General features: G+C 71.9%; 11 protein-coding genes. 5 read left to right on the top strand and 6 right to left on the bottom strand.

Features of this window, described 5'->3' with window-relative positions; genetic code table 11:
- Window positions 1-722: 722 nt before the first annotated feature.
- Window positions 723-1271 (bottom strand): MarR family winged helix-turn-helix transcriptional regulator, encoded by a 549-nt coding sequence (locus IE278_RS30125; protein ID WP_189776443.1) that lies wholly within the window; start codon window positions 1269-1271, stop codon window positions 723-725.
- A gap of 147 nt (window positions 1272-1418) precedes the next feature.
- Between IE278_RS30125 and IE278_RS30120 the strand changes: the two genes are divergently transcribed.
- Window positions 1419-2690 carry an MFS transporter gene (locus IE278_RS30120; protein ID WP_189776471.1) on the top strand — a complete coding sequence of 424 codons (1272 nt, stop codon included), beginning with the start codon at window positions 1419-1421 and terminating at the stop codon, window positions 2688-2690.
- A gap of 85 nt (window positions 2691-2775) precedes the next feature.
- Here IE278_RS30120 and IE278_RS30115 read toward each other — a convergent pair whose 3' ends face one another.
- The 3 genes from IE278_RS30115 to IE278_RS30105 form a co-directional block, all read right to left on the bottom strand.
- Window positions 2776-3606, bottom strand: coding sequence for a class I SAM-dependent methyltransferase (locus IE278_RS30115; protein WP_246570830.1), 831 nt, complete (start codon window positions 3604-3606; stop codon window positions 2776-2778).
- Between the two features lie 55 nt (window positions 3607-3661).
- Complete coding sequence (locus IE278_RS30110; protein ID WP_189776441.1) at window positions 3662-5320, bottom strand: ATP-binding SpoIIE family protein phosphatase; 1659 nt, start codon at window positions 5318-5320, stop codon at window positions 3662-3664.
- 127 nt (window positions 5321-5447) lie between these two features.
- Window positions 5448-6815, bottom strand: a complete 1368-nt coding sequence (locus tag IE278_RS30105) for an NAD(P)/FAD-dependent oxidoreductase (RefSeq protein WP_189776439.1) — start codon at window positions 6813-6815, stop codon at window positions 5448-5450.
- A gap of 379 nt (window positions 6816-7194) precedes the next feature.
- On the opposite strand from IE278_RS30105, the gene IE278_RS30100 reads away from it, so the two are divergent.
- The gene (locus IE278_RS30100; protein ID WP_189776437.1) at window positions 7195-8001 is read left to right on the top strand and encodes a TetR/AcrR family transcriptional regulator; all 807 of its coding nucleotides are present in this window, start codon (window positions 7195-7197) and stop codon (window positions 7999-8001) included.
- Window positions 8002-8367: 366 nt separating this feature from the next.
- Window positions 8368-10260, top strand: coding sequence for a sigma-70 family RNA polymerase sigma factor (locus IE278_RS30095; protein ID WP_189776436.1), 1893 nt, complete (start codon window positions 8368-8370; stop codon window positions 10258-10260).
- Here IE278_RS30095 and IE278_RS30090 read toward each other — a convergent pair.
- Together IE278_RS30090 and IE278_RS30085 are read right to left on the bottom strand one after the other, a co-directional pair.
- The gene (locus IE278_RS30090; protein WP_246570828.1) at window positions 10240-13791 is read right to left on the bottom strand and encodes an AfsR/SARP family transcriptional regulator; all 3552 of its coding nucleotides are present in this window, start codon (window positions 13789-13791) and stop codon (window positions 10240-10242) included. The two genes, IE278_RS30095 and IE278_RS30090, sit on opposite strands and share 21 nt — an antisense overlap.
- 223 nt (window positions 13792-14014) lie before the next feature.
- The gene (locus tag IE278_RS30085; protein ID WP_189776431.1) at window positions 14015-16108 is read right to left on the bottom strand and encodes an asparagine synthase-related protein; all 2094 of its coding nucleotides are present in this window, start codon (window positions 16106-16108) and stop codon (window positions 14015-14017) included.
- Between the two features lie 774 nt (window positions 16109-16882).
- Between IE278_RS30085 and IE278_RS30080 the strand changes: the two genes are divergently transcribed.
- Together IE278_RS30080 and lhgD are read left to right on the top strand one after the other, a co-directional pair.
- Window positions 16883-18307 (top strand): NsdA family TPR-like regulatory protein, encoded by a 1425-nt coding sequence (locus IE278_RS30080; RefSeq protein ID WP_189776429.1) that lies wholly within the window; start codon window positions 16883-16885, stop codon window positions 18305-18307.
- A 475-nt stretch (window positions 18308-18782) separates the two neighbouring features.
- Entirely contained in the window at window positions 18783-19994 is a 1212-nt protein-coding gene (lhgD, locus tag IE278_RS30075; protein WP_189776466.1) for an L-2-hydroxyglutarate dehydrogenase, read from the top strand.
- Window positions 19995-20065: the final 71 nt, after the last annotated feature.

Below are 20065 nucleotides of genomic sequence, written 5' to 3'. Positions count from 1 at the left end.
GCCAGGATCAAACTCTCCGTGAATGTTTTCCCGTAATCGGGACAACATCAGGTGAGCGGAACGGCCAACCGGAATAAGGAAGGCCGTTCACAGCGTCCTCGCTGATGCGCCTACCAGGTATTTAGCCCGGTAGGACTTTTTCAAAGGAACCTCCACCCACCACGATGTGGTGGACAGGGTATCAACATATCTGGCGTTGATTTTTGGCACGCTGTTGAGTTCTCAAGGAACGGACGCTTCCTTTGTACTCACCCTCTCGGGCTTTCCTCCGGGCGCTTCCCTTCGGTCTTGCTGTCTTGCGTTTCCGACTCTATCAGACCGTTTCCGGTTCCGATTTCCTCGGCGCTTTCCAGGTTTTCGCTTTCGCGTTTCCCTTTCCGGCGATGTTGACTCTATCAGATCCTTTCGGGCCTGACTCCCAGTCAACCGGGGCTGTCTTTGCGGCTGTTGGGCCGTTCCGACGTCCAAAACTTTAGCGGATCCTCTCGGCAGTTCCTAATCGGAGCTGCCGGCCCCAAATCGAAATGAATTCGGGCACGCCGAAATTCAATCCCGTTGGGAGATCGTGCTGGTGGTTTGGTGTGCCGCATCTGCGGCGGAGGTGCTGTCGCAGAACCGTTACGGCTCCGTGGCAACTCGAAGAACCTTACGGATCCACGGGGTGAGTGTCAAGTCTGCCCCGGCCACCTCGCCGTCAAACCCCAACTCGGGTCGTACAGGCCTCAGTCGAGGTCGGTGAGCCGGCCGCCGGCGTCCGGCTGCGCGTCCTCCACGCGTCGCAGCAGCCGGGTCAGCACGTCTTCCAGCGCACCGCGCTCCTGCTGGGAGAGGTCCTGGAGCAGGTCCTCCTCGAAGACGGTGGCCAGGCGCATGGCTTCCAGCCACTTGTCGCGGCCCTCGTTCGTGAGCTCCACGATCACGCGGACCCGGTTGGACTCGTCGCGCTCCCTGGTGACGAGTCCTTCCGCCACCATGCGGTCGATCCGGTGGGTCATGGCCGCCGGGGTGAGGCCGAGCCTCTTCGCCAGGTCGCTGGGGCCCAGGCAGTAAGGCGCTCCCGACAGGACGAGCGCCTTGAGGACCTCCCACTCGGCGTTGCTGATGCCGAGGGCGGCGGTCTGGCGGCCGTACGCGACGTTCATACGGCGGTTGAGGCGGCCGAGCGCCGAGACGATCTTCTCGACCTGCGGGTCGAGGTCCTGGAACTCGCGCTGGTAGGCGGCGATCTGCTCGTCCAGCGTCGGCTCGTTCGCGGCGGGGGTGTCACCCATGGCCGAAGTATGGCACGCGCCCGCTTGGCGTTGAAGTCCTTCAGGATGTATTGTTTAGCTTCTAACTTTAGCTTCGAAGTCTTCACTCCTAACTCCTGAGGCGGGCGTAGGACTTCTTGATCAAGGCAGGTGAAAGTGACCAGGGCGATGGGCGCGGAGATGCGCCGGATCCATGTGGGCAACGCACTCAGCGCGTTCGGCCTCGGTTTTACCGTCCCGTATCTGTACGTCTACGTGGCGCAGGTGCGGGATCTCGGTGCCATGACGGCGGGTCTCGTGCTCGCCGTCTTCGCCGTGGCCGCGCTCGTGGTGCTGCCGTTCGCCGGGCGGGCCATCGTCCGGCGGGGGCCGATGCCCGTGCTGCTCCTCGCCCTGGTCACCGCTGCCGTCGGCTCGCTGAGCCTGGGACTGGCGAGCAGCTCCGCGACCGTACTGATGTCGGCCGCCGCGCTCGGTGCCGGGCAGGCCGTGATGCAGCCCGCGCTGGCGACGATGATCGTCGACGTTTCGACCGCCGAGACCCGCTCGCGCGCCTTCGCCACCCAGTTCTTCCTGCAGAACCTCGGTCTCGGGGTCGGCGGGCTCATCGGCGGTCACCTCGTCGATGCCTCCCGGGCGAGCTCCTTCACGCTGCTGTTCGCGATCGAGGCGGCGATGTTCCTGCTGCTCGTGGTCGTCATGGCGACCGTACGGATGCCGCGGGCGCCCAAGGTCGAGGGTGCGCCGGGGCAGGCCGGTGGCAGCTGGAAGCAGCTGCTCCGCAACCGGGCCATGGTGCAGCTGCTCGTGGTGGGCTTCGTACTGTTCTTCGCCTGCTACGGGCAGTTCGAGTCGGGGCTGAGCGCGTACGGCGTCGAGGCGGCCGGTATCTCCACCTCCGCGCTCGGCACGGCGCTGGCCGCGAACACGGCGATGATCGTCGTCGCGCAGTTCGCCGTGCTGAAGTTCGTCGAGCGTCGGAAGCGGTCGCGGGTCATCGGCGCGGTGGGGCTGATCTGGGCCCTGGCCTGGGTCATCGCCGGGTACGCGGGGCTCGGGCACGGCAGCCAGGCCATGGCTACGGCCGCGTTCGTGTCGACGTACGCGCTGTTCGGGCTGGGGGAGGCGATGCTGTCGCCGACCGTGGCGCCGCTGGTCGCGGATCTCGCGCCGAGCGGTATGGCGGGGCAGTACAACTCCGCCTTCGCGCTGGTCAAGCAGCTCGCTCTCGCGGTCGGTCCGGCGGTGGGCGGCCCGATGGGTGCCTCGCTGCACGCTCCGTACATCGTGACGTTCCTGCTGTTCTCGTTGGGGATCACGTTTTTGGCGGTGCGGCTGGGGCGGCAGCTCACTCCTGTGCAGAACCAGCCCTCGCTGGCGAAGAGCCGGGTCGTGGTGCGGGGCGGGGCCTCGGCGGAGTCGGTGCAGACCGCGGCCTGATCGGGCCAGGGGCACAGACGTACGACGGCCGTCACCACTGATGTGGTGGCGGCCGTCCTGTGTGTCCCCGGCCCGGGGAAAGGATTCAGCGGATCGCCGTCACCAGGGTGGAGGTGAAGGGGACCGTCGCCGTCCCGTCGGGGTTCGTGTGGCCGGACAGGGCTGTCGTGACCGCCTCGGCGGCCCGGGTGAGGCCGTCGGGTCCGCCGGCGTCCTCGACCGCCTGTCCCCAGGGCACGGCCGACAGGTGGCCGCGGGCGAAGTCGGCGAGCGGGGGCAGGGTGACGGCGAAGGTGACGTCCCGGGCGGCCACCTCGTGGAAGCCCGCGTCGGTGAGTGCGGCGGTGAGGCGTTCGGCGGGACAGGAGAACGCGGCGGCGAAGTACGCCTCGGCCGTCGGGCCGCCGTGCTCGGCGAGCATCCGGCGCTGGGCGGCGAAGTACGGCGAGCGGTCCCAGGCGGCCCAGGCCGTGGCGGCCAGCCGGCCGCCGGGGCGCAGGACCCTGGACACCTCGGCGAGGGCCGCGCCCAGGCCGGGGAAGAACTGGACACCCTGCTGGCAGAGGACGGCGTCGAAGGTGTCGTCCGGCTGGGGGAGGCTGTCGGCGGGGGCCACCGTGAACTCGATGTCCGGGTAGATACGGGGTGCGTTCGCGGCGGCCACCTTCAGCATCCCCCCGTTGGAGTCGGCGGCCACGACATGGCCGGTGGGGCCGACCCGGGCGGCGGCCGCCCGGGCCACGAAGCCGGTTCCGGCGGCGAGGTCGAGGACCTGGTGGCCGGGGCACAGGTCCACGGCGTCCAGCAGCGCCGCCACGAACGGCGCCATGATCGGTGCGCTGTACTGCTCGTAGCGCTCGGGAGCGCTGCCCTTGAGGTGAAAGCCCGTCCGGTCTGCCTGCGGTGAGCTGGTCATGGTGAGCTACTAGCACCGCGGGACGGGGCTGACCAGATGCCGCGCGGCTGCTGGGTCAGGTGGTGCGCGGGAGTGCGAACTCGCACCACACCGCTTTGCCGCCCCCCGGGGCGCGGCGGGAGCCCCAGTTCGAGGCGATGGTGGCGATGATCGCGATGCCGCGGCCTGACTCGTCGGCCGGTTCGGCGCGACGGCGGCGCGGCAGGTGGTCGTCGCCGTCGGTGACCTCCACGATCAGCCGGCGGTCGGTACGGCGGAGTCTCAGACGCATCGGCGGGGTGCCGTGCTGGAGGGAGTTGGCGACCAGCTCGCTTGCGGCCAGGACGCCGAGGTCGTGCAGGTCGGGTGCGAAGCGCCAGCTGGTGAGGACACCGGAAGCGAAGGCACGCGCGCGTGGGGCCGCTTCCGTGCCCCCGAGCAGTTCCAGGGCCGCGTTGCGGAAGAGGTCGCCGTCGGGGCCCGTACGCGCCGGGTGCTGGAGGACCAGGACGGCCACGTCGTCGTCGTGCTCGGCCGTCACACCCATCGAGCGGACCAGCCGGTCGCAGACCACCTGGGGGGTGCCCGTGGCACCGGCGAGTGCGCCCTCCAGGGAGGCGATCCCCTCGTCGAGGTCGGCGTCCCGGCGCTCGACCAGGCCGTCGGTGTAGAGGACGGCGGTCGAGCCGGGGCCCAGCGGAACCGAGCCGGAGGCGTGCATCCAGCCGCCCGTGCCGAGCGGGGGTCCGGTGGGCTCGTCGGCGCGGTGGACGGTGCCGCTCTCGTCGCGTACGAGGATCGGGAGGTGGCCGGCCGACGCGTACACCAGCCGTCCCTCGTTCGGGTCGTGGACCGCGTACACGCAGGTGGCGATCTGGTTGGCGTCGATCTCCATGGCGAGGCCGTCGAGGAGCTGGAGCACCTCGTGCGGGGGCAGGTCCAGGCGTGCGTACGCGCGGACCGCCGTGCGGAGCTGGCCCATGACGGCCGCCGCGCGGATCCCGCGGCCCATCACGTCGCCGATGACGAGTGCGGTGCGGCCGCCGCCGAGGGTGATCACGTCGTACCAGTCGCCGCCGACCGCGGCCTCCGTGCCGCCGGGGTGGTAGGTCGCGGCGACGCGCAGGTCGTCCGGCTCCTCCAGTTCCTGGGGGAGCAGGGAGCGCTGGAGGGTGACGGCGGTCTCGCGCTGCCGGCGCTCGCTGGCCCGCAGCCGCTCGGCGGCCTCGGCGTGGTCGGTGACGTCCGCGGCGAAGATCAGTACGCCGCCCCCTTCGGGGGTGGCCGAGACCTCGACGGGGGTGCACGTGAACGTGTACGAGCGGCCGCCGGGGACCTTGCGGGACTTGACCGTACGCGGCTTGGAGCTGCGCAGGACCTGGTCGAGGAGCGGCATCAGCCCGATCTCGGCCAGCTCGGGCAGCGCCTCGCGCGCGGGTTCGCCGGGCGGGCGGACCCCGAAGGCCGTCACATAGGCGTCGTTCACGTACGCCAGGCGGTGCTCCGGCCCGTGCACGAGCGCGACGAGGGCCGGGATGCGGTCCAGGACCTCACGGACCGGCAGCTCGTCCACGGCGGGGGCGAGCGCGACAGAGGTCCCCTCGGCGGTCGGGCGCTCGGCGCGTGCCGCGGGCACGGAGCTCTCCGAGGTGAGTGCCGTGGGCAGTCCGTCGGCCCGCGCCGCCGCGCGACGCTGCGTTCCGGGGAGCCGAGCGCTCCAGCGCGTGAAGTTCACTGTGGGACAGGCCTCGTGGGATCGAAGGGCGAGCGGTCGGCCCGCCCATGGTCGTGATGGACCAGTGTGTCCGACGGGACCGACATCCGTCAGACGGCGTTCCCGCGGGCGGAGTTCCTGACTCCGGTCAGGACGACCCCTTCGGGTGGTCCTGGGGAGGCTTTCCACCGGCCGCGAGTTCGAACTCGGCGCGGGGGTGTTCGAGCGAACCGAGCGAGACGATCTCTCTCTTGAAGAGGCCCGACAGGGTCCATTCGGCGAGCACGCGGGCTTTTCGGTTGAAGGTGGGCACCCGGCTCAGGTGGTAGACGCGGTGCATGAACCAGGCAGGGTATCCCTTCAGCTTGCGCCCGTAGACGTGTGCGACACCCTTGTGCAGTCCCAGGGAGGCGACCGAGCCCACGTACGTGTGGGAGTACGTCTCCAGGGACTCGCCGCGCAGGGAGCGGGCGATGTTGTCGCCGAGGACCTTGGCCTGGCGCACGGCGTGTTGCGCGTTGGGGGCCGTCTCGGAGCCGGGCTTCGGCGCGGTCACGTCGGGCACGGCGGCGGCGTCACCCGCGGCCCACGCGTGCGTGGTGCCGTCCACGGTCAGCTGCGCGGTGCACTTCAGCCGGCCGCGTTCGTTCAGCGGCAGATCGGTGGCCGCGAGGATCGGATGGGGTTTCACGCCCGCGGTCCACACGACCGTACGGGTCGGGAAGCGGGCCCCGTCGCTGAGGACGGCGACTCGGTCGGTGCACGAGTCGAGCCGGGTCCTGAGGCGCACGTCGATGTTGCGGCGGCGCAGCTGCGTGACGGTGTACTTGCCCATCTCCTCGCCGACCTCGGGGAGGATGCGGTCCGAGGCCTCGACGAGGATCCACTTCATGTCGTCGGCCTTGACGTTGTGGTAGTAGCGGGAGGCGTACCGGGCCATGTCCTCCAGCTCGCCGAGCGCCTCCACCCCGGCGTAACCGCCCCCTACGAAGACGAAGGTCAGGGCGGCGTCGCGGATCGCGGGGTCGCGGGTGGAGGAGGCGATGTCCATCTGCTCGATGACGTGGTTGCGCAGGCCGATGGCCTCCTCGACGGTCTTGAAGCCGATGGCGAACTCGGCGAGGCCGGGGATCGGCAGGGTGCGCGACACGGAGCCGGGGGCCAGCACCAGTTCGTCGTACGAGAGCTGGTCGGGGCCCGTGCCCTCCTCCTCGGTGGCGAGGGTCGCGACGGTCGCGGTGCGCTTGGCGTGGTCGATCGACGTGGCCTCGCCGATGACGACGCGGCACCGGTCGAGGACGCGGCGCAGGGGTACGACGACATGGCGCGGCGAGATGGAGCCCGCGGCGGCCTCCGGCAGGAAGGGCTGGTAGGTCATGTACGGGTCGGGAGTGACCACGGTGATCTCCACGTCCCCCCGCCTCAGCTCCTGTCTGAGCTTCTTCTGGAGACGCAGGGCGGTGTACATCCCGACGTAGCCGCCGCCGACAACGAGAATGCGCGCACGTTCCTTCACTCACCCATGACGCACCGGCTACCGGCGTTTGTCCACAGGCCCGTCAATTTGTGTGACCGGCCGCCGAAGACGCGCGGAGCGGGCCGATCCGCCGGAGCGTGCGGAAGGTTCGCAGGTCAGCAGGTGTGAGCGGGGTGGCATTAGGGGGCGCAACCGGGACGTAACCGGCCCGTACTCCGATCGGGGGGCGCTCCGTGCGGAACCTCCCCCTTCTGAATTGACTCCGCCTCAACTATGTTCGTGTGTCATCGGGGTGTAGGGGGATGCGCTCGACGGGTCCGTACGGCGGGGTCCTACGGCGAAGGTTGTTCCGCTGACTCCGGTCTGTCGATGGCGGGGAGAGTCTCCGGGGGGAGACGTCATTACCGGGGGAACACACATGCATATTCAGGAAACCCATTGGACATCCGCGTCCGCCCTTCCAACGGGCGGCGCTACCGGGGCGGCGGCGGGGAACGGACGCGCGGGGGACGTATCGCGCACCACGCCACTGCGGGTGGACGCACAGCGCAATCTGGAGCACGTACTGCGCGCGGCACGTGAGGTCTTCGGGGAGCTGGGGTACGGCGCTCCCATGGAGGACGTGGCACGGCGCGCGCGGGTCGGTGTCGGCACGGTCTACCGGCGCTTCCCGAGCAAGGACGTCCTGGTCCGGCGCATCGCCGAGGAGGAGACCTCCCGGCTGACCGATCAGGCGCGCTCCGCGCTCGGACAGGAGGACGAGCCGTGGTCGGCGCTCTCGCGCTTCCTGCGGACATCGGTCGCCTCGGGCGCCGGGCGGCTGCTGCCGCCGCAGGTGCTGCGGGTGGGGGTCGGCGAGGACGGTTCGGTCCTCGACGGGACCTCGGTGCTCGACGGAGCGTCGGCGGCGCGTGACGGGGCGCGGGTGCCGCAGCAGCGGTCCCAGGCCGGCGGGCCCGACCTGCGGCTCGTGGAGCAGCGTCCGGCTTCCCTCGGGGAGCCGGACGAGGACGACGCCGGGGCGGCCCAGCTGCTCGAGGTCGTGGGACGGCTCGTGGACCGGGCGCGCGGGGCGGGTGAGCTGCGGGCGGATGTGACGGTGTCGGACGTGTTGCTGGTGATAGCCACGGCGGCGCCTTCCCTGCCGGATGCCGCGCAGCAGGCTGCGGCGTCTGCGCGGTTGCTGGACATCTTGCTGGAGGGGCTTCGGTCTCGACCGGCGTAGTCCCGTTTGCGCGTATGCGCGTATGCGCGTATGCGCTCCGCTTGGAGGTGTGGTGACTGGGCGCGGGTGGGTGACCATCCGCGCGCGGTTGCCTCCGGCGGGGTGCGGGTTCGTGGGGGGTGAGTGCGCCGTTCCCCGCGCCCCTGGGTGGGTGAGGGTTGGGGCGGATCGTCCAGTGCAGGCCGTGAAGGCTGGGCGCGCCGTTCCCCGCGCCCCTCTGGGGCGGGGTTTATTGGTTCGTCAAGGCTCGTTCGGGTGATCCATACGGATGAGTGGTTGATGCTTTCCTGTGGGTAACAGCGGTGGGTGCTTGTGGCACTCTTTCCCGGTGTCCGGGTCCGAGTGTGCAGGCGGGGGCTTTCCGCGATGAGCGTTGACGATCAGGACGAGCCGCCCAGGAGCGCCCTGTCGGAAGCCGTTGTTCCGCCGCAGCGTGAGCGGCGCGAGGGGCGTGACGACGGCGGGGTGTTGCCGCCTCCGTTCGAGGCCGTCGAAGTGCCGCCCGCCGACGCCGAGTTGATCGCGTGGATGCGGTCGGGCGACGACACGGCCTACGAGGAGCTGTACCGGCGGCACGCGGACGCCGTCCGCCGGTACGCGCGCACCTGCTGCCGCGACGTCCACACCGCGGACGACCTCACCGCCGAGGTCTTCGCCCGCATGCTCCAGGCCGTCCGCGGCGGCAGCGGCCCCGAGCACTCCGTACGCGCCTATCTGCTGACGACCGTGCGACGCGTCGCGGCGGGCTGGACCAAGTCGGCGCGGCGGGAGCACCTGGTCGACGACTTCGCGGTGTTCGCGGCCCAGGCCGCGGGCGGCTCCGAGCTGTCGGACGACACCGTGCCCGCCGGTTCCTTCGGCGCGGGGCACGAACTGGGCGCCGACGTACGGGCCATGCACGAGGCCGAGCAGTCCATGGCCATGCAGGCGTTCCGGTCGCTGCCGGAGCGCTGGCAGGCCGTGCTGTGGCACACCGAGGTCGAGGACGAGTCGCCCAGCGAGGTCGCGACGCTCTTCGGGCTGGACGCCAACGGCACGCGTGTACTGGCCAGTCGGGCCCGTGAAGGCCTCAAGCAGGCCTATCTGCAGGCCCATGTGAGTGCCACGCTCACCGCGGACGAGGAGTGTGCGCGCTACGCCGACCGGCTCGGCGCGTACGCGCGGGGCGGACTGCGCACGCGCGCCGAGCGCGGGTTGCGCAAACACCTGGAGGAGTGCGCCAAGTGCCGGCTCGCCGCCGGTCAGATCAAGGACGTGGCGAACGGGATTCCCGCGGTCGTGCCGGTCGCCGTCATCGGCTGGTTCGGCGCCGCCGGGTACGCGAAGGCGGCCGCCCTCATCGCGGGCGGGAGCGGGGTGGGCGCGGCCGGGGCAGCGGGAGCCGCGTCCGCGGCCGGTGGAGGCTCGGGGGGCGCCGGGGGCGGGGCCGCGGCGGAAGGGCTCGGCACGCCCGCGAAGGCCGGGATCGTCGCGGGTGTCGTCGCGGCGGCCGTCGCCACGGTGGTGTTCGCGCTCGCGGGCGACGACACGGCGGTGAAGAAGGACGAGGCCGCACCGCGTCCGCCCGACCCGGTCGTCGAACCGAACGTGCCGTCCCCCTCGCCGTCACCGTCCCGGCCCTCGCGACCGCCGCGGGCCGAACCCGAATCCGTGGTGGCCGCGGCGGCGCCGAAACCGAGGCCGACCTCGGCACCGACCCGTACGCCCGCGCCCGACCCCACCCCGAAACCGGAGCCGAAGCCGAAGCCGACAGCCACTCCGGCGCCCGCGCCGGAGCCCACGCCGCCCCCCGCGCCCGCTCCCCCTCCGCCGCCACCACCGGCGCCCGAGGACTTCCAGTGGAACGAGCTGAAGTACGGCATCACCGGGGACGGCACCGAGCCCGAGATGCGGCTCGGCGAGAGCAGCTGGGTCTGGCAGCGGTACGGCATGTCCATCGGCGGCAAGCGGTATGCGAACGGTGTCACCGTGCACGGCGCCTCGTCGGTCACGATCGATCTCAACCGCGCGTGTTCCTCGTACGACGCGATGGCCGGCGTGGACGACCTGACGATGGGCCTCGGTGAGGTGCGGTTCTCCGTGTTCGCGGACGGCGTGCTGAGGTGGCGGTCGGGGCTGGTCCGCGGAGGCCAGAGCGCGGTGCCCGTGCACGTCGATCTGACGGGCAGGAAAACGATCCGCCTGGTCGTCGAACCGCGTTCCGGCTTCGGCGCGGCGGCCCTGGCGGACTGGGCCGACTCACGCTTTCGGTGCCGCTGACGCCTCGGCCATTTCCGTCAGGACGCCGTCCCGGGTGAGTGCGGCACCGGTGGCGCGCTCGGTGTCGTAGGCCCGGCGGCCGAGTGCGGTCAGGGCCGCGGCCTCGACGCGTTCGAGCTCCACCCGCTGGGGCAGCGGGCGCGGGTGGCCTTCCCGCCAGCGGGAGGCGGCCGTGAGCACGCGCACCACGCGCGCGTGCTCGCCGATGCCGGACAGCACGCCCGCCGCCTGCTCGGCCAGGGAGGCGAGGACCACCTCCGCGCATCTCCCCGCCACGGCCTCCCGCAGGGCGTCGGCCAGCCGGCGCAGCCCCTGCCCGGGGCCCGACTCGACCGCCGTGAGAAGCCCGTCGATGCCGTTCAGCGCGGCGAGGAACTGGGGCGGCGGTGTCCCCCGGGTCGTCTCCTGGCGGGCCGCCTCGCAGAGCTCGCGCGCCCGGCCGAACTCCCGGTCGTCGACAGCCATCTGGGCCCGTACGAGGAGGACGAACGCCCGTGAGTCCGGCACCGCGTACCGGTCGGCCGCGGCCGACGCCTCGTCCAGGGCGCGGAGAGCCGCCGCCCGGTCGCCCTCGCGGTAGGCGAGTTCGCCGAGCCGGGCGATGAGAAACGGCTTCTCCGCGTACGCCCTCACCTCGTGGGCGAGCCGCAACGCCTCCTCGAACTCCCCCTTCGCCTCGTCGAACCGGCTGCGCGCCATGGCGGCCTCGCCGCCCGCGCCGCACACCTGGGCCCGCATCCAGCGGTCGCCGACGCGCAGGGAGACGGCCCGCAGCTCCTTGATGTACGCGTCGACGTACTCCATGCCGCCGGGCATGTCGACGGCCACGTGCACGGAGAACAGCAGGGCGACGCCGATCTCCCATTCGCCGCCATGCGCACGGCAGTTGGCGAGGGATGCCTCCATCGTCTCGCGTACGCCGTCGGTGTTGCCGATCAGGAACCCGATCAGCGGCCAGAGGATGCCGGGGAAGCTCGCCGCGTCCGGGCCGCCGCGCGCGAGCGTGCTCCGCAGTCGTGCGACGTACTCCACGGTCCGCTCGCCCGTCAGCGGTACCTTCCCCAGTTCCGACGCCAGGAAGATCTGCAGCACCCGCAGCTTGATACGGATCCGGTGCAGGGGGTGGCCGCTCTCGCCCTCGGGATCGGCGAGGAAGGCCCCGACGGGGTCGATGACGAGGCCGAGGCTGGCTCCCAGGGGGTCGGTCGTGTCGAGACAGATCGCCAAGGGGTCGACGGTGTCCAGCCGGGCCTCGGCGATGTCGGTTGTGTCGAGGGCCCTTGTCTGCGCGCTTGCTTGGGCCTTCGTCGCCGGGTGCGTCTTCGTCGCCGAGTGCGCTCCCGTCCCCGTTTGCGCCTCCGTCGCCGCTTGCGCCCTCGCGCCCGCTCCCGCGCGTGCGTCGAGTGCCGCTCCCAGGAGCAGGACTCGGTTGGTCCAGGTCGCGCCCTCCCGGCGGAAGTTGCGCAGCCACCAGAACCAGCCCATGGAGAGGACCAGCGCCGCGGCCTCCGGCTCGTCCGCGGCGAGAACACTGCGGTGCAGGGCCGCGCGGATGTTGTCGAGGTCGCTCTCCAGGCGTTCGATCCAGCGGAGCTGGTCGGCGGACCGCAGGAGGGGATCCGCCTGTTCGACCAGCGCGCGGGCCCACGCGCGATGCCGGCGCTCGGCCGCGGCACGCAGTTCGGGGGTTTCGGCGACGCGTTCCACCGCGTACTCGTGGATCGTCTCCAGCATGCGGTAGCGCATACCGCCGCCCCGGCGGCCGGGCGTCGCGACGATCAGGGACTTGTCGACGAGCGCGCCGACCAGCTCGGCCACGGGCCCGCTGCACACGGCCTCCGCGGCCTCCAGGTCCCAGCCGCCCGCGAATACGGACACCTCGCGCAGGACGGTCCGCTCGGGCTCGTCGAGCAGGTCCCACGACCAGTCGACGACCGCGCGCAGGGTCTGCTGGCGGGGCAGGACCGTACGGCTGCCCGAGGTGAGGAGCCGGAAGCGGTCGTCGAGGCGGTCGGCGATCTGGCGCGGAGCGAGCATCCGCAGCCGGGCGGCGGCCAGCTCGATGGCCAGGGGCAGGCCGTCGAGGCGGCGGCAGATCTCGTCCACGGCGTCGTCGTCGGTGACATCGCCCTCGGGGTTGGCCGCCGCCGCGCGCTCCCTGAAGAGTCGGTGTGCCGGTTCGGGCAGGAGGGGCTCGACCGGGCGCACGGACTCGCCGGGCACGCCCAGGGGTTCACGGCTGGTGGCGAGGATCGTGAGCCCCGGGCAGCGGGTCAGGAGCGTCTCGGCTAGCTCGGCCGCCGCGTCGATGACGTGTTCGCAGTTGTCGAGGATCAGGAGTTGGCTGCGCGGGGCGCAGTACTCGACGAGCAGGGCGACCGGGTCGTGCTGCTGACTCCCCATCTCGTGGGTCATCAGCGCGGTCTCCCGCAGGCCGAGGGCGCTGACGACCGCACCCGGCACCGCTTCCGGCCGGTCGAGCGGGGCGAGCTCGGCCAGCCATGCCTGCGGGTGTCCGGAGGCGGCCTCCTCCGCGAGGCGGGTCTTTCCGGAGCCGCCCGGTCCGGTGAGGGTGACGAGACGGGCCCGGTGCAGTTCGGAACGGATCGCGTCCAGTTCGGGTTCCCGGCCTACGAAGGAGTTGAGGCGGGGGCGGATGTTGCCGCTCGGCTCGGGTTTGGGGTCGGGCTCGCGGTCGGGTTCATGCTCGGGTTGTGCGGTGGTGACGGACGTGTACGGGCCTGGGGCCGAGCCCAAGTCCGAATCCGGGGTCGGGTTCGGGTTCGGGTTCTGGCGCTCCGGAGTCAGCAGTTGTTCCGGAGTCAGCAGTTGTGCGTGCAGGGCGCGTAGTTCCGGGCTCGGGTCCGTGCCCAGGCCGTCGGCGAGGGCCCGGCGGGCCCGTTCGTACGCGGCCAGGGCGTCCGCCGGACGGCCCATGTCGCGCAGGGCCCGTACGAGCAGGGCGTGCAGCGACTCGTCGTACGGGTGGGTCTCGGTGAGGGCCCGCAGCTCCGGTACGGCGTCGTGGGCGTGGCCGTTGCGCAGGTCCGCCTCCACGCGCGCGCGTGTCGCCTCCTGACGGAGGGACTCCGGGCGGGTCGCCGCCGCGAGGCGGTCGGGGAGGTCGGCCAGGGCCGGGCCCCGCCACAGGTCCAGGGCCTCGCGGAGGATCCGGGCGGCGGTGGCCGGGTCCGTGTCCAGGCGGGCCCTGCCTTCTCTCACCAGGCGCTCGAAGACGAACAGGTCCACGTCGCCGGGGGTGGCGTCGAGGCGGTAGCCGCCCGGCTCCGAGGTGATGGCGTCCTTGCCCAGGGCTCGGCGCAGGCGGCCTACGAGGGCCTGGAGGGCGGCGGGGGCGTCGTTCGGGGGGTTGTCCGGCCAGACCTCGTCGATGAGGGTCTTCGGGGGTGCCGGGCGGGGGGTTCTCAGGGCCAGGGCCGTGAGGAGGGCGCGCAGGCGGGGGCCGGTCAGGGGGAGGGGGTCGCCCTGGTCGTCCGTGGCCTGGGTGACACCCAGAATTTTGTACCGCACGGGTCTATTGTCGCGGGTTCGGTGGGGGTGACCGGGGATTTTTTCGCCCCCGCCGCCCCTACCCGTTCCCATCCACGTATGGGGGCTGCGCCCCCTCGCCCCCGTATCGCGCTGCGCGCTCGTCCTCAAACGCCGGACGGGCTGAAAGGGGGCCCGGGGAACTGCGCGGCCAGCCCCCCACTCACCCGCAGAACGAATGTGTACCCCCGCCTCCTGACTCCCCCTACCCCCGACCCGCCCCCGCCCCCAACGCCCCCCGTTGCGGACGGATCCCCTCCGGGACGGCGCGTTGGCGGGCCGGGGTGCCTGTCCAGCAGGTTCCTCGGCGGTCGAGGAGGCGGCGGAGCCACAGTTCCAGGGAGACCAGGTCCGCGAGGCCTTCCAGGGGGAGGGGTTCGCCGTCGGCCGCCGCCCGGAGGGCCTTGCGGACGACGCGTGCCTCGACCAGGCCCGCCTGGGCGAGGAGAGGTGTGTCGAAGAGGGCCACCAGTTCGTCCACGGCGACCCGCAGCCCCGTGCGCGCGGCGGCGGTCGAGGACGCGTGGGAGGGGGCGCCCCAGCCCGGCGGCAGGTCGGCCACTCCGGCGCCCTCCAGGACCGTACGGAGGATCGCGGCCCGCGCCCCCGGCTGCACGCGCAGTGCCTCGGGGAGGGCACGGCAGGCGCGTACGACCTGGTTGTCGAGGAAGGGGGCGTGCAGGCGCTGGAAGCGGACCTCGGCGGCCTGCTCCAGGATCCGGAGGTCCGCGGCGTGCCGGGTGAGCGCGGAGCGGGCTCGGAAATCGCCCGGCCGCTGACCGGGGCCGATGCTCGCGCGGGTCGTCGCGCCCGTCAGGCGAACCGATACTTCAGCGAGTGCCTCACCGGTCAGCCACCGTGCGGCAGGGCCGGGCCTGGCCCATGTGAGCGCGGCGAGGGACGCCGCCACCGCGCCCGCTGGCTCCTCGAACCGCTTGTGCAGCAGCCGGTCGGCCAGACCCTCTATACCCACCACGTAGGACGTACGGGACAGCTTGCGGGCCGCGCCGTACACGCGCGCGGGGACCATGACGGAACCGTCGGCCTTCGTCAGCGCCGCGACCGGACGCACCAGGTGGCGTCGTTTGCGGTCCATGAGGAGGTCGGCGAGGCGGGCCGGGTGGGCGTCCAGGACCTGGCGGGCGCCGTAGCCGGTGAAGTGGTCCGCGCTGCCCGAGGCCAGGCGGGCGCGGTGGCGGGCGGCCGTCACCAGCGACGGGCCCGGCTCGTCTGTCAGCGGGCCCTCCAGGTCGGCGTACGGGAGGACTTCCTCGCCCCCGGCCACCACCACGTGGTGCAGTCGCGGGTTGGCGGCGAGCGTTCCGGCCCGTTCCAGTTCGGCTTCCCGGCCCTTCACCACCATGTCGTTGAAGGTGACCGCGAGGAGGCGTTCACCGGCGCCCGTGCCGTGCCCGAGGACGGTGCCGGGGGCGCCGGGCAGGCCGGCGGCGAGGAGGGCGAGCGTGCCGGAGGCGGGTCCTCCGGAGAGGTCGGCCCCGATGCCGGGCACCGGCATGCCACGGGCGGCGCGCCGCTCCGCGGGCCCCATGCCGGGGACGGGTCCGGGGTCTATGTCGGCTCCGGGTACGTGCCTGGGGGCGGCGAGCCGGGTACGTACGGCCTCCACCAGGGCGTCCCGGACGCCGTCCACCGCGCTGTCGGCGTCGGCGATGGGGGCCGCGACGGCGAGGGAGGCCACCGGCTCGTATCCCGCGATCTCCCGTGCCCCGGCGCGCAGGATCAGCGCGTGCCCCGGCGGAATGCGCCGTACGCCTTCGTAGGGGGTCGAGTCCTGGAGGGCGGCCGGTACGTCGGGAGCCGCGAGCAGGGCCGCCAGATGCCCGAAGTCGAGGTTGGCCTCGATGAGGTCGGCGAGGGGCAGGGCGGCGGTCGCGTACGCCGTACCGCTGGCCCAGGGTGTGTAGAACACCGGTCTGACGCCTGCCAGATCGCCGCATACCATGACACGTCGGCCCACCTGGACGACGGCCGTGTAACTGCCGGACCAGGCCGTCAGATGCCGGAGTGCCCCGCCGCGCGCGGCGAACAGGCCCACGCGCAGTTCTTCGTCGGAGGCGCCGCAGGTACCCAGTACCGCCATGCGGTTCTGGTCGTCGGCCTTGACGACGCGCACTTCGTCGGGGCGCCAGTCGCCGACCGCCCAGAGCGGGTCGGGGTCGCCCCACAGGAGTTGGGACCCGACCGGGTGGACCGTCTCTCCGTCGCCGCCGGTCGCGCCCGCCGAACCGAACTCAGGCGCACGAGCGACGGTGCTGCTCCATCCCACCAACCATCGCATCGCCGCCTCCACAGGCTGTGGACAACCAGTGCACCGCACGAACCGGTCACCATGCTGCCACGAAGAAAGCGCGCCGGAGAGCCGACGGGGCCGCTCGCGCTCCCCGGTGTGCGCCCCTTGGAGATGCCCCCTCGGCGGTGAACTCACGCGCGAGGAAAGGCGATCGCGAAGAATTGACTCCAGGGCTACGACGTGAATGCGCCCCCGAAACACTCCCCAAAAACATCCAACGCGCCCTCAAGTACCGTGGTAGACGCGGTTTTTGCCCCCGGAGAACAGGGGCGATATTCAGCCAAATCGGGGATGGACAGACAGGCTTGCACACGCTCCGTACAGGCCGTGCGCAACGCACAGTCCGGGAGGCGGACTCCGCCTCCCGGACCGGTCCGCCGCCCGCGGGGATGTAGGCGGCGGTGTCCCCCAGCCCACTGGATCCAGTACAGCGGGCCGACCCACGCATCATCCATCGAAGCGCTCCCCTGTTGGCCGGAGAAGAGCGCACGGACGGGCGCACTGCCACACAACGGGAGCACGCCACGACGCTCCGTGCTGACCCGCGGACCACAATCCCGCCATCCGGAACAATGCCCCTTAACGCTTGGGATGCGGCGAACTACCCTGTGTTTGCCTGTGTTTTCGCGGGAGGCATATTCCTGAGGGCTCAGCCACGTGCTTTTGCGGGTGGGGTTCCAGGGGTTGACGACCCGGGAAGACACAGCACGAATGCCGCGTGGCTGAACCCGCGCGGCAGCCGTCTGTGTCGAGGGGTGGCGCATGTCCAGGGAGCAACGCGGGCCGAACGAAAAACTCGGCACCGTTCTCGCCCTCGCGGGAATCAGCAACGCAGGACTCGCGCGTCGCGTCAACGATCTTGGCGCTCAACGCGGGTTGACTCTTCGCTACGACAAGACGTCGGTGGCGCGCTGGGTGTCGAAAGGCATGGTGCCGCAAGGTGCCGCGCCGCACCTCATCGCCGCCGCCATCGGCCAGAAACTCGGCCGCCCGGTGCCCCTCCACGAGATCGGCCTGGCGGACGCGGATCCCGCACCGGAGGTGGGCCTCGCCTTCCCCCGCGACGTAGGACAGGCCGTGCGGTCGGCGACGGATCTGTACCGCCTCGACCTCGCCGGACGCCGGGCCGGCTCAGGCGGCATCTGGCAGTCGCTCGCCGGATCGTTCGCGGTGAGCGCGTACGCGACGCCCGCCTCCCGATGGCTGATAACCCCGGCCGACACCTCGGTGGCACGGGACGCCGGCCCGCTGGAAGGCTCCGGAGCGCCACTGAAAGTCGGCCACAGCGACGTGCTGAAGCTGCGGGAGGCCGCCGAGGACGCCAGGCGCTGGGACTCCAAATACGGAGGCGGCGACTGGCGTTCGTCCATGGTGCCGGAGTGCTTACGGGTCGAGGCGGCACCGCTGCTCCTGGGCTCGTACTCGGACGAGGTGGGCCGCTCCCTCTTCGGAGCGAGCGCCGAACTCACCCGGCTCGCGGGCTGGATGGCCTTCGACACGGGTCAGCAGGAGGCGGCACAGCGCTACTACATCCAGGCCCTGCGCCTCGCCCGCGCGGCGGCGGACGTCCCGCTCGGCGGCTACGTACTGGCCTCCATGTCCCTCCAGGCGACCTACCGCGGCTTCGGTGACGAGGGCGTGGACCTCGCGCAGGCCGCCCTCGAACGCAACCGGGGGCTGGCCACGGCCCGCACGATGAGCTTCTTCCGCCTCGTCGAGGCACGGGCCCACGCGCGCGCGGGTGACGCCCACGCGGCCGGCGGCGCCCTGAAGGCGGCCGAGGGCTGGCTGGAGCGCGCCCGGGACGGCGACCAGGATCCGTCCTGGCTCGGCTTCTACTCGTACGACCGTTTCGCGGCCGACGCGGCGGAGTGCTACCGCGATCTGAAGGCTCCGCGGCAGGTCCGCCGTTTCACCGAGCAGGCGCTGTCGAAGCCGACGGAGGAGTTCGTACGCTCCCACGGGCTGCGGCTCGTGGTATCGGCGGTCGCCGAGCTCGAATCGGGCAATCTGGACGCGGCGTGCGAGCAGGGGGTGCGGGCGGTGGAGGTTGCGGGGCGCATCTCTTCGGCGCGCACCACCGAGTACGTGAAGGATCTTCTTCATCGGCTGGAGCCGTACGGGGATGAGCCGCGGGTCGTCGAGCTGCGCGAGCGGGCTCGGCCGTTGCTGATGGCACCGGCGTAGGTGGTCGGGCTTCCTTCGCGGCCGCGGGTGCGGGTGCGCTGGCGCTGGCGCTGGCGCTGATTGCGCAGTTCCCCGCGCCCCTTAAACGAAGCCAAGCCGGTGGCTGACGGGGTCGTGTAGGTGCGGGTGCGTTGAAGCTTGGGTGCGCAGTTCCCCGCGCCCCCAGGCCAAGCCGGCCAAGTCGGTGGCTGACGGGGTCGTGTAGGTGCGGGTGCGTTGAAGCTTGGGTGCGCAGTTCGTCGCGCCCCCAAAAAGGATCGGGCGCGCCGCGTCTCGGCCGGGAGCCGCACCAGCCGTGGCGATCGCGCGGGCGGTTTTGGCGGTGTGGTGGGGGTTGTGGGGCATATGAGCGGTGATCATGACGCGGCTCGGGCCGTTCGGTCGCGCTTCGTCCGGAATCGTGGTTTGAGGGCGTTGTCAGTGGCGCAGTGCACTATCGGAGGTGGCGGAGTCGGAAGCGGAGGTGGGCGGGCGGATGGTGCGGGAGATCGCTTACGACTGTGACGTGCTGGTGATCGGCGGTGGGATCGTCGGTCTGTCGACGGCGTATGCGATCACGCGTGCCGCACCGGGCACGCGCGTGACGGTGCTGGAGAAGGAAACCGGCCCGGCCCGGCACCAGACGGGACGCAACAGCGGCGTCATCCACAGCGGGATCTACTACCGCCCGGGCTCCCTCAAGGCACGGTTCGCGGCGCGCGGCGCGGCCGAGATGGTCAAGTTCTGCGCCGAGTACGACATCGCGCACGCGGTGACCGGCAAGCTGATCGTCGCCACCGAGCGGGACGAGCTCCCCCGCCTGCACGCACTCGTCCAGCGAGGCAGGGAGAACGGCATCCCGGTCCGGGAGCTGGGCGCCCCCCAGATCGGCGAGTACGAGCCCGAGGTACGGGGCCTCGCCGCGATCCACGTCTCCACCACCGGGGTGTGCGACTACGCCGCCGTGGCCCGGCACCTCGCGAACGCCTCCGGCGCCCTGATCCGGTACGGCACGAAGGCCACGTACATCGACCGCAGACCCGACCTCGGCGTGGCCGTCCGCACGGACGACGGCACGATCGTCCGCGCCCGCGTCCTGGTCAACTGCGCCGGCCTCCGCTGCGACGAGATCGCCCGCCTCACCGGCGACGAACCGAACATGCGGATCGTCCCCTTCCGCGGCGAGTACTACACCCTCGCCCGCCCCGACCTGGTCCGCGGCCTGGTCTACCCCGTGCCCGACCCGGCGTTCCCCTTCCTCGGGGTCCACCTCACCCGCGGCATCGACGGCAGCGTCCACGTCGGCCCGAACGCGGTGCCGGCCCTGGCGCGCGAGGGCTACGACTGGCGGACCGTCCGCCCGCGCGAACTGGGTTCGACCCTCGCCTGGCCCGGTTCCTGGCACATAGCCCGCCGCCACTGGCGCTACGGCACCGGAGAACTGCACCGCTCCCTCTCCAAGGCCGCCTTCACCCGCGCGGTCCGCCGCCTGCTCCCTGCCATCACCTCGGACGACCTGATCCCGACCCCCGCGGGCGTCCGCGCCCAGGCGGTCCTGCGCGACGGCACCCTGGTCGACGACTTCCTGATCCAGGAAGGGCCCCGCACGGTCCACGTACTCAACGCGCCCTCCCCGGCTGCCACAGCCTCCCTCCCCATCGGCCGGGAGGTGGCCCAGAGGGCCCTCAAGGCCCTGGCAGCCGCCTGACCCCGCGGGGCGCGTACGGAAAGGAAGAGGCCGTGCCGGTACGTCGCAGTCCGCCGCGTAGCCCTTCCGAA

The organism is Streptomyces tauricus (assembly GCF_014650955.1).
Lineage (GTDB): Bacteria > Actinomycetota > Actinomycetes > Streptomycetales > Streptomycetaceae > Streptomyces > Streptomyces tauricus.
This window is presented reverse-complemented; position numbering and strand designations above follow the sequence as displayed.